Annotated in this window: 9 protein-coding genes; 4 read left to right on the plus strand and 5 right to left on the minus strand. The window is 46.2% G+C overall.

Features of this window, described 5'->3' with window-relative positions; genetic code table 11:
- Together O9290_RS00060 and cobO are read left to right on the plus strand one after the other, a co-directional pair.
- A partial coding sequence (locus O9290_RS00060) for a Uma2 family endonuclease (RefSeq protein ID WP_288086565.1) occupies positions 1–694 on the plus strand: 694 nt, incomplete at its 5' end.
- A gap of 74 nt (positions 695–768) precedes the next feature.
- Positions 769–1,374: a cob(I)yrinic acid a,c-diamide adenosyltransferase gene (gene cobO, locus O9290_RS00065; RefSeq protein WP_002797868.1), complete on the plus strand. Its 606-nt coding sequence runs from the start codon at positions 769–771 to the stop codon at positions 1,372–1,374.
- A gap of 220 nt (positions 1,375–1,594) precedes the next feature.
- On the opposite strand, the gene O9290_RS00070 is transcribed toward cobO, so the two are convergent.
- The 3 genes from O9290_RS00070 to O9290_RS00080 form a co-directional block, all read right to left on the minus strand.
- Complete coding sequence (locus O9290_RS00070; RefSeq protein ID WP_288059023.1) at positions 1,595–2,776, minus strand: aldo/keto reductase; 1,182 nt, start codon at positions 2,774–2,776, stop codon at positions 1,595–1,597.
- A 196-nt stretch (positions 2,777–2,972) separates the two neighbouring features.
- Complete coding sequence (gene map, locus O9290_RS00075; RefSeq protein ID WP_002760006.1) at positions 2,973–3,737, minus strand: type I methionyl aminopeptidase; 765 nt, start codon at positions 3,735–3,737, stop codon at positions 2,973–2,975.
- 63 nt (positions 3,738–3,800) lie between these two features.
- Complete coding sequence (locus O9290_RS00080) at positions 3,801–4,007, minus strand: hypothetical protein (protein ID WP_288086568.1); 207 nt, start codon at positions 4,005–4,007, stop codon at positions 3,801–3,803.
- 183 nt (positions 4,008–4,190) lie between these two features.
- On the opposite strand from O9290_RS00080, the gene hisD reads away from it, so the two are divergent.
- A complete protein-coding gene (gene hisD / locus O9290_RS00085) occupies positions 4,191–5,447 on the plus strand; it encodes a histidinol dehydrogenase (protein WP_002757372.1) in 1,257 nt (418 codons plus the stop codon).
- A 5-nt stretch (positions 5,448–5,452) separates the two neighbouring features.
- On the opposite strand, the gene O9290_RS00090 is transcribed toward hisD, so the two are convergent.
- Positions 5,453–6,667 (minus strand): ABC transporter permease, encoded by a 1,215-nt coding sequence (locus O9290_RS00090; RefSeq protein ID WP_288054978.1) that lies wholly within the window; start codon positions 6,665–6,667, stop codon positions 5,453–5,455.
- Between the two features lie 190 nt (positions 6,668–6,857).
- Positions 6,858–8,432: a glucose-6-phosphate isomerase gene (locus O9290_RS00095; protein ID WP_288054976.1), complete on the minus strand. Its 1,575-nt coding sequence runs from the start codon at positions 8,430–8,432 to the stop codon at positions 6,858–6,860.
- Positions 8,433–8,631: 199 nt separating this feature from the next.
- On the opposite strand from O9290_RS00095, the gene dusB reads away from it, so the two are divergent.
- Positions 8,632–9,633 carry a tRNA dihydrouridine synthase DusB gene (dusB, locus tag O9290_RS00100; RefSeq protein ID WP_288054974.1) on the plus strand — a complete coding sequence of 334 codons (1,002 nt, stop codon included), beginning with the start codon at positions 8,632–8,634 and terminating at the stop codon, positions 9,631–9,633.
- Positions 9,634–9,733 lie beyond the last annotated feature (100 nt).

The following is a 9,733-nucleotide window of genomic DNA, read 5'->3' on the forward strand; positions in this document are numbered from 1 at the left end:
CTATAACGAAGAACAACTGAAAAAGCGCGATTTCTGTGGTCCTGATTTTTTTGTGGTTTTAGATACAGAAAAACGTCCCCGCAAAAGTTGGGTGGTTTGGGGAGAACAGGGAAAATATCCCAATGTAATCGTCGAGATTCTTTCCGATTCTACGGCCAATATTGACCGCACTAAAAAGAAAATTCTCTACCAAAATACTTTTCGCACTCCTAATTATTTTTGGTTCGATCCTAATACCTTAGAATTGCAAGGATTTACGATACTTGAGGGACAATATCAAGCTATTTCTGCCAATGAGCAGGGTTATCTATGGAGTGAACAGTTAGGATTATATTTAGGCATATTTGAGCGTAAACTGCGTTATTTTACCGCCGATGGTCAATTGGTTCCCACTCCCCAAGAAGCTGAATTACAGCAAAGACAAGCAAAAGAACAGGCTCTTTTAGAAAAAGAACAGGAACGACAGGGAAAAGAACAGGCTCTTTTAGCAAAAGAACAGGCTCTTTTAGAAAAAGAACAGGAACGACAGGGAAAAGAACAGGCTCTTTTAGAAAAGGAACAAGAACGACAGGGAAAAGAACAGGCTCTTTTAGAAAAAGAACAGGCTCTTTTAGAAAAAGAACAAGAACGACAAGCTAAGGAAAGATTAGCGGCAAAATTACGAGAATTAGGCATCAATCCCCAGACAATTTAGCCGGTTAAAATCTGCAAACGGCCATCAATAACCCCTTGAGTTACAATTATCTTGATTTGACTGGACAGACTTGAATGCAACTCACTCCCGAACAATACAAAGAAAAAATGCAGCGCCGCAAGGTCATCCAAGAGGAACGTTTAGCCGAAAAAATCGCTGAAAAAGGTTTAATTATCGTTAATACCGGCGATGGCAAGGGAAAAACCACGGCAGCCCTCGGTATGGTTTTACGTTCCCTCGGTCATGGTTACAAAGTGGCGGTGGTACAATTTATCAAAGGTGCTTGGGAACCTGCCGAACAAAAGATTTTTAGTGTTTGGGGGGAACAAATCGAGTTTTATGCAATGGGGGAAGGTTTCACCTGGGAAACTCAAGATAGAGAAAGAGATATAGAGAAAGCCCAAGAAGCATGGCAAAAAGCCCTAACTTTTCTCGAAAATCCCCAATATAAGTTAATTTTACTCGATGAGATCAATATCGCCCTTAAATTCGGCTATCTGGATATTCAGGAAATTATCGCTGGTTTAGCCCGAAAACCCGCTAATTCTCACGTTATTCTCACTGGTAGAGGAGCTTTACCCGAATTAATCGAGATAGCGGATTTAGTCACGGAAATGAAGTTAATTAAACATCCCTTTCGTCAACAGGGAGTGAAAGCGCAACCCGGCATCGAATTTTAATTAGGGTTTGCGGCAAAAAGTTTTTCGTGGGGGCAGGGTGTGGGGTGTGGGGTGTGGGGTGTAGGGTTTTACCGATTTTGAGGTAGTCAGTTACCTAATTTTCAGGGAAAAAGTATCTGAATTTTACCCCCGATCCCTCCAATGGTCGGCACTTTTTGAGGGAAAAAAAGTCTAAAAGCCTTATCCAACAAGGTTTTTAGATTTATTCAGCAAGCCCTAATTAACTACTGCTTAAGCGTTGTACCGTCTCTCCCGACAATAATCGATGAGTTTCGGCGAGAAGATAGGGAATTTGATCAGCGTGGGGACTAGCGGCTAAACAGGCAGTTAAATCGAGTTTTTCCACCTCTTTTGCCTGTTGACCGGGGAACCAATGACCCCCATTCCCCAAGAGATTGTATCTGGCCCTCGCAAAGTCGAGCATATCGTAGGCGATAGCGAGATTGCGTAACCAGAGGATAAAACGAATATTGATGTGATTGGGGGTATTTTCCCAGCTAGGTAAACCCACAGACCAAGTTTTCACCCAATTATCGCCTAAACAGTTGATCATTTCTCCTTGCAATCTCTCGATAATTGGCGGTAAAATCTCCTCGGCTCGATCGAGTAAGGGTAAAGTTTTCAGGTGTTCATCAAAATCTCTGGCTCGCGCAGCACCGATACTAAGGGTATGGACGGTCGGATGACTGAGACAGAATAGGTTATTAAAAACCATCGGACTGAGAGGAAAACAGAGATTGACGAGCTTAGGGGGAGGATTGTAGAGATGGCCGCCCTTATCGGAGGGACTAATGATAAAAACGCCCATATCGTGCTGTTTTGCCGCTTCTATGGCCAGCCAGTTATTCTGAAAAATATAGTACCAGTGCAGATTGAGGTAATCGTAACAATTTGTTGCAATAATCTTGACAATTACATCAGTTGGTGCATGGGTCGAGAAACCGATAAAACGAACTTTTCCCAGTTGCTGTAATTTTTTCGCCTCTTGCCAACAACCGCCCTCGGCCATAGTGTCATCGAGAATTTCCTCGGTGTTGATGCCATGGATACCCAACAAATCCACATAATCTAACCGTAAAAATTGCCTGGATTGCTCAAATTTACGGCGAAATTCCCGCACATCTTGACTAGGAGAAACTTTCGTCTGCACGATAATCTTGTCCCTCGGTAGTTGCGGCAAAATTTTGCCTAATTGCATCTCCGAAGTGCCGTAACCCCTAGCGGTTTCGATGTGATTAATCCCCACTTCCAGAGATTTATTAATGATTGCCTCTAAATTGCCTTGATTCTCGTCGGGAATTTGCGACATCGGCACATCCTGCCACTGAAATTGATAGCGCATTCCCCCACAGGAAAACACTGGCATTTGTAGATTAGTGCGACCGAAACGACGATACTGCATATATTCAGTTATCAGTTATCAGTTATCAGTTATTAGTGGGAAGTGGGGAAGTGAGGAGACCACTTCGTGCGCGTTGCGGGGGGAGAAGGGAGAGGGGTGATGGGGTTTTAGGGTTTTAGGGTTTTGGGGTATTAGTTGAAACTTCCCTATTTCCCCATTCTCCCATTCCCTATCCCCTGTTCCCCGTTCCCTAAATTTAATCGGATAAAGTGAGAATTTCGACACCGGTTTCGGTGACGGCGATGGTGTGTTCAAATTGGGCCGAAAGTTTACCATCTTTAGTAATAGCAGTCCAACCGTCTTTTAAGACAATATGTTGCCAGGTTCCCTCATTAATCATTGGTTCAATGGTGAATACCATGCCGGGGCGAATTTTTTTGCCCTTGCCACGAGTGCCGTAGTGGGGAACCTGCGGACCGGTGTGAAAAACATTACTGATACCATGACCGACAAAATCTCTAACCACCGAAAATCCTTGTCCTTCGGCATATTCTTGGATAGCCGCCCCGATATCGCCGATTTTACCCCCCGGCTGCACTGCATCTATGCCTCTTTGCAGACATTCTCTGGTAACTTCCACTAACTTTTTGGCCAGGGGGGAGGGAGTACCGACAAAGAAAGTCTGCGACGTATCGCCGTGATAACCTTCTAAAATCGGTGTGACATCGATGTTAATAATATCGCCGTCTTTGAGGATTTGATCGGCGCTGGGGATGCCGTGACAGATAACCTCGTTAATGCTAGTACAGATGGACTTAGGAAAGCCATGGTATCCTAGGGGCGCACTTTTGGCTCCATGGGCGCGAGTCCAACGTTCTGCCTCGTCATTGATTTCTAGGGTACTTACCCCCGGTTTAACCATATCGGCCAGATGGTCTAACAGTTTAGCCGCTAATCGTCCGGCTCGGCGCATTTTTTCAATTTCCCGGGGAGAGAGTAAGGTGATGGTATCGTTGCCCATGAATTATCCGACTGTTGAGAAAGATTCTTGTTACATTTCTTATCCTAGCAAAATCGGGCAGCGTTATTGTTTAGGGGGTTGGGTTATGGGAGTGGGAAGTGGGGAGATGGGTGTAGGGTGTGGGGTGTAGGGTGTGGGGTGTGGGGTGTGGGGTGTAGGGTGTGGGGTGTAGGGTGTAGGGTGTAGGGTGTAGGGTGTGGGGAAGTGGGGAAGTGGGGAATTGGGGAATTGGGGAATTGGGGAAGTGGGGAATTGGGGAAGCTGTCTCATCACCCTATCACCCCAAAACCCTATCACCCCAAAACCCTATCACCCTATTTTCTGACTCCTGCCTACCGACGGCTAAAATAACTGACTCGGTCTCCCTCCCCGGTCAAGATTGAAAGCGATAAGCTAGAGTGTGAGGAGTGAAAACTTTTTAATCTCGTTTCGCCCCTAGAGGATAATAGCTCGATGTTGCGAATTATCACAGAGCCATGGTCAGCCAGAACGGAACTGAGACGAATTCGGGAACGGTTCGACGATCCGGAAATTCGGGAAAAAGAATCGCTTGTCCGAGAGATTGTCGATCAGGTGCGACTTACTGGCGATCGCTCGTTGGTGGATTATACGGAAAAATTCTACCAACAGTCCCTTAATCTACAACAACTAAAGGTGAGTGGCTCGGAACTTGATGCTGCTTATCAACAGGTGTCGCAGGATTTATTAAATGCGATCGCCGTTGCCTGTGAAAAAATGGAGGCTTTTCATCGTCAGCGTCTTCCCAAAGCTTGGGTCCAGTTTCCTGAGGATGGTACGGTTCGGGGGAAACGTTATCAACCGGTTAACAGCGTGGGAATTGTCGTTCCCGATGGGAAACGGGCCTATCTCAGTTTATTGCTCCAACAGGCGATTCCTGCCAAAATAGCGGGGGTTAAACGGATTGTCATGGTATCTCCTGCCGATGAGGATTTACGCATCCATCCGGCGATTTTAGTGGCAGCCCAATCGGTGGGTATTAGTGAGATTTATCGGGTGGCTGGACCACAGGCGATCGCCGCTTTAGCCTACGGCACAAAAACGATCGCTCCCGTGGAGATGATTGCCGGAATAGGTGATTTTTATACTAATTTGGCTAAAAAACTGGTTTCTGACCATGTAAAAATCGATTATCTCTCTATTACTTCTGATTTAGTTATTATTGCCGATAATCAAGCTAATCCCAGACAGTTAGCCCTAGATCTATTAGCGCAAGCGGAACAGTATTCCCTAGCGGCAGCGATTTTATTGACGACGGATAAGGCTTTGGCTTTAATAGTACAGGAAGAAGTGCAAAAACAGTTACAGGTACATCCCCAGAGATTGTTAACGGAAAAAGCGATCGCTCATTATGGTTTAATCGTGGTGGTGGAATCATTGGAGAAAGCGATCGAATTATCGAATCTTTTTGCTCCCACCCATTTATCTTTGATGATCGATGAGCCTTGGGAAAAGCTATCTTCTGTGAGACAATCGGGAACTATTCTCCTCGGTTCCACTACTCCAAAAGCGGTGGCTGATTATTTGGGTTGTCCCGTGGGAGTGGAAACTTTTCTCGATTCCGCCACTTTAATCGAATATCCCGCCGATTCCTTCGCCTCCATAGCCCATAATCTACAAATATTAGCCCAAGCGGAGGGCTTTACGGCAACGGATGCGGGTATAGAATCCCGAGGTCAGGACAAGAACTAGAAAAACTATAATCTTCTCAAAGCAACTATTGGGTCTAATTTAGCGGCACGATGAGCGGGAACAACACCGAAAATTAGACCGATGGCACTAGAAACTCCTAAAGCGAGAATTATCGCAGGGATTGAGACACTGGTGGTTAAAGCGGCAAAAATTCCCGCTAGATACATTCCTTGAATGCCGACAAAAATCCCGATAATTCCGCCAGTGGTGGCTAAAATCACCGATTCAATCAGAAATTGACCTTTTATATCCCCTTCTTTCGCTCCTAAAGCCTTTCTTAACCCGATTTCTTGGGTTCTTTCCGTGACTGACACGAGCATAATATTCATGACACCGATTCCCCCGACAAAAAGGGAAATACTGGCGATCGAGGCTAACATTCTAGTTAAACTCTCATTAGTCTCTTTGGTCATTTCTAGGACTGCGGTTTGGGGGAAAACCTGCACATAATTCTCGTCGCTGACCTGATGACGCATTTGCAGCAGGTTGCTAATCTGAAACTGAGCGGCTTTAATTTGGGCAGAGTTTTTGGCCAAGACAGAAATATGAGTCAGGGGAATGCCATAGATAGCTCTGCGGCCTTGAACCTGATTAGACATGGTAGTTAGGGGAATTAAGGCTCGATCGTCCTGATTAGTCTCAAATAAGGAGCCTTTCGCCTGTAAAACTCCAATAACTTGAAAACTAAGATTGCCGATGCGAAGATTTTCGCCCACGGGATTGCGATTACCAAAGAGATTTTTGGCTAATTCCGATCCCAAGACAATCACGCGATTATCCCGTTTCAGGTCAGATTCCATAATAAATCTACCTTTAGATAGTTGACGGTTACGCACGTTTAGGTACTCGGCTCCCACCCCAATCAGGGGGCTATTACTGGTTCTATTACCGAAGGATAGGATTTTTTTACCGCTCAATTCCGGAGAAATGGCGGCAATGGAGGGAACTTGAGATGCGATCGCTTGAGCATCTTCGTAGGTGAGAGGCCGGGGATTAGGAATTGTCCGCCGGACATTGCGCGAGGAGGTGGAAACAAATAAAACATTCGGTCCGAGAGCTTCAAACTGCTCGAGGGCGACTTTTTGCGCTCCTTCACCCACTCCCACTAGGGCAATGACGGAAGCGTTACCGATAGCAATTCCTAGCATGGTCAGACCACTACGCAGTTTATTGCCCATCAAAGCGGAAAAAGCCATTTTCAGGTTTTCTAGCATTTCCATGGTTAGTTATATTCAGTGGGGAAGTGGGGAAGTAGGAATTATGAATTATGAATTATGAATTGGGGAGATGGGGAAGTGGGGAGATGGGGAAGTGGGGAAGTGGGAAGTGGGAAGTGGGGAAATTGAACTAAAACCCCAAAACCCCAAAACCCCAACCCTCAACACCTGACTCCTGACTCCAGGCTCCTGATTAGCGTGCAGAGATTTGGATCGTTTCCGGTTTACTTAAATCGCCGGTAATAGTTAAACTGCGCCGATTAGCGTTGAGATGACGGACAATTTTATAGATGGCTTCAACTTGGTCACTAGCGCCGATTTTGGCCGCTAGAGTGGCTAGGTCAAGAGAAGTTCCCGTTTCCCGAACAACTTGCACGATTTTTCTTTGTAAATCCAGAATAGAAGCGGCGGCTTTTTTCCCTGCTTCTACCCCGGGTTGATGGTAGGCGTTAATGTTAACTAAACTAGCATAGAAACTAACGGCCCGTTCGTAGAGGGCGATTAAGGCCCCTACCTGACGGGGAGTAACCTCTGGGATAGTGATAGTGATAGAGTGACGACTATTTTCGTATAAAGCTTGTCGAGTACCTTGCAGTAATCCTGAGAGAAAATCACCGGCAGTGGAGCCGGTTTCCACTTCCAGGGAATCTCCTTGTCGGTCTTTTAACACTTCAATAAAAGTAGCGAAGAAATTGGGAACACCTTCTCGTAATTGTTGGACGTAGGCGTGTTGGTCCGTAGAACCTTTGTTACCATAGACGGCGATACCTTGGTACACCTTATTACCATCGAGGTCTTTTTCTTTACCGAGGGACTCCATGACCAATTGTTGCAGATAGCGGCTAAAGAGATAGAGACTGTCTTTGTAGGGCAGAATCACCATATCTTTCTCTCCCTTGCCGTTGCCCTCATGATACCAAGCTAGAGCAAGTAGGGCGCTAGGATTTTTTTTCAGGTTATGGACGCGGGTGGCGATGTCCATTTCTTTGGCCCCGGCTAACATTTCATCAATGTCGATACCCTGCAAAGCGGCCGGGAGAAGACCGACGGCGGATAGTTCTGATGTACGACCACCGACCCAATCCTGCATGGGGAAACGAGTTAGCCAATCTTGGGCGTATTTGTCCAGTTGGCTACCCGGCATAGTGACGGCGACCGCGTGTTGCGGAAAGTCTAAATCCAGTTTTTCGTAAGCGTTGCGGACCTCTAACATTCCGTTTCTCGCTTCGGGAGTGCCGCCGGATTTACTGGTGACGATAACCAGGGTGGTAGCTAAGGGTAAATGGGCTAGGGTGCGATCGATACCTTTGGGGTCGGTATTATCAATAAAAGCAATCTCTAAGGGGGGATTAAGGGGGGATAGAGCCGAACCGACGAATTGGGGACCCAAAGCAGACCCCCCGATGCCTACACAGAGAATATGGCTAAATTTTGCCCGATTGGGTGGCTTAATCGCTCCGGAGTGAATTTTCTTGACAAATTCTTTGATCTGTGCTAGGGGTTCGGTGATTTCGGCCCGCAATTCCTGGTTAGGAGCGAGTTCAGGAGCGCGCAGCCAGTAGTGGCCGACCATACGCTGTTCGTCGGGATTTGCGATCGCACCCTGTTCTAAGGCTGCCATATCTTGGAAAGCACGCTCGAATTTTGCTTCTAGACCTTTGAGAAAAGCCTCATCGAAGGGAATCCGACTGACATCGAGATAAAGTTCTAGGTTAGGGTGATAGTATAACCAATCTTGGTAACGTTGCCAGAGTTGCAGATTATCCATAAAAAAAAGCGAAATTTTTGTTTAATTACTCGTTTAGGAGAGATAAGATTCTATCCTCTCCAATCATCATACAGGTAGTTTTAGACTAGAAGTTGACGGTTAAGCATATATTAGGGGTTGGCAAAATGCTAACAGTGACGGAACTATCCCCTAATTGTTCGGCTTGCTGGTGTTGGCTGTTGATTTTTTAACCTTTCCTATGGCTATCTACTCATCCCCTCTCAAAATCGGTAATTTAGCAGTGCATAGCCGGGTCTTGCAATCACCTTTATCCGGTGTCACCGATTTAGTTTTTCGGCGCTTGGTGAGACGCTTTGCTCCTGATTCGATGCTCTATACGGAGATGGTTAACGCGACAGAAATCTCCCAGCTGCAAGAGTTACCGCAATTGATGGTTATCGGGGACAAAGAACAACCAATTAGTATGCAGTTATTTGATTGCCGTCCCGATTTTATGGCTGTGGCGGCGGAAAAAGCGGTTAAAGAAGGAGCGATGACCATCGATATTAATATGGGTTGTCCAGTTAATAAAATTACTAAAAAAGGCGGCGGTTCTTCCCTTTTACGACAGCCAGAAATTGCCGAGCAAATTGTTAGGGAAGTGGTGAGAGCGGTATCAGTGCCAGTAACGGTGAAAACTCGCTTGGGATGGAACGCTCAGGAGATTAATATTATCGATTTTGCCCGTCGTTTGGAAGATGCGGGAGCGCAAATGTTGACCCTGCACGCACGCACTAGGGAACAGGGTTATCACGGGCCGGCCGATTGGCAATGGATTAAACGGGTGAAGGAGGTTTTATCGATTCCTGTCATCGCTAATGGTGATATTGTTTCTGTGGAAGCGGCGATTAATTGTTTGGAATTTACTCGGGCCGATGGGGTGATGTGTTCGCGGGGAACCCTCGGTTATCCCTATTTAGTGGGGGAAATCGATTATTACCTCAAAACAGGCAAAAAGTTGCCGAAACCCACCTCTATTGACCTGTTAAGCCTAGCTAAAGAGCATTTACAGGGGCTATGGCTATACAAGGGACAACGCGGTATTTGGCAAGCGCGGAAACATCTGGCTTGGTATTGTCAGGATTTTACTGGTGCGGCGGTTTGGCGCGATCGGTTTTCGCGCATCGAATCCCTGGGGGAGGGCTGTGATTTAATTGATGAAGCTATTGCCCAATTAAACCTTGAAAACGAGAATATTTAGGGTCTGCTGAAAAAGTTTTTCCTGGTGGCAGGGTGTGGGGTGTAGGGTGTAGGGTGTGGGGTTTTAGCGATTTTGAAGGTGTCAATTACCTAATTTTCAG

This window comes from Microcystis sp. LE19-41.2A (assembly GCF_027530405.1).
GTDB classification, from domain to species: domain Bacteria; phylum Cyanobacteriota; class Cyanobacteriia; order Cyanobacteriales; family Microcystaceae; genus Microcystis; species Microcystis aeruginosa.

Bases quoted from the DNA above. Each gene is read 5' to 3' on its own strand.
- cobO (WP_002797868.1), top strand. From the start codon at position 769: ATGCAACTCACTCCCGAACAATACAAAGAAAAAATGCAGCGCCGCAAG.
- O9290_RS00070 (WP_288059023.1), bottom strand. From the start codon at position 2,776: ATGCAGTATCGTCGTTTCGGTCGCACTAATCTACAAATGCCAGTGTTT.
- map (WP_002760006.1), bottom strand. From the start codon at position 3,737: ATGGGCAACGATACCATCACCTTACTCTCTCCCCGGGAAATTGAAAAA.
- O9290_RS00080 (WP_288086568.1), bottom strand. From the start codon at position 4,007: ATGAGACAGCTTCCCCAATTCCCCACTTCCCCAATTCCCCAATTCCCC.
- hisD (WP_002757372.1), top strand. From the start codon at position 4,191: ATGTTGCGAATTATCACAGAGCCATGGTCAGCCAGAACGGAACTGAGA.
- O9290_RS00090 (WP_288054978.1), bottom strand. From the start codon at position 6,667: ATGGAAATGCTAGAAAACCTGAAAATGGCTTTTTCCGCTTTGATGGGC.
- O9290_RS00095 (WP_288054976.1), bottom strand. From the start codon at position 8,432: ATGGATAATCTGCAACTCTGGCAACGTTACCAAGATTGGTTATACTAT.
- dusB (WP_288054974.1), top strand. From the start codon at position 8,632: ATGGCTATCTACTCATCCCCTCTCAAAATCGGTAATTTAGCAGTGCAT.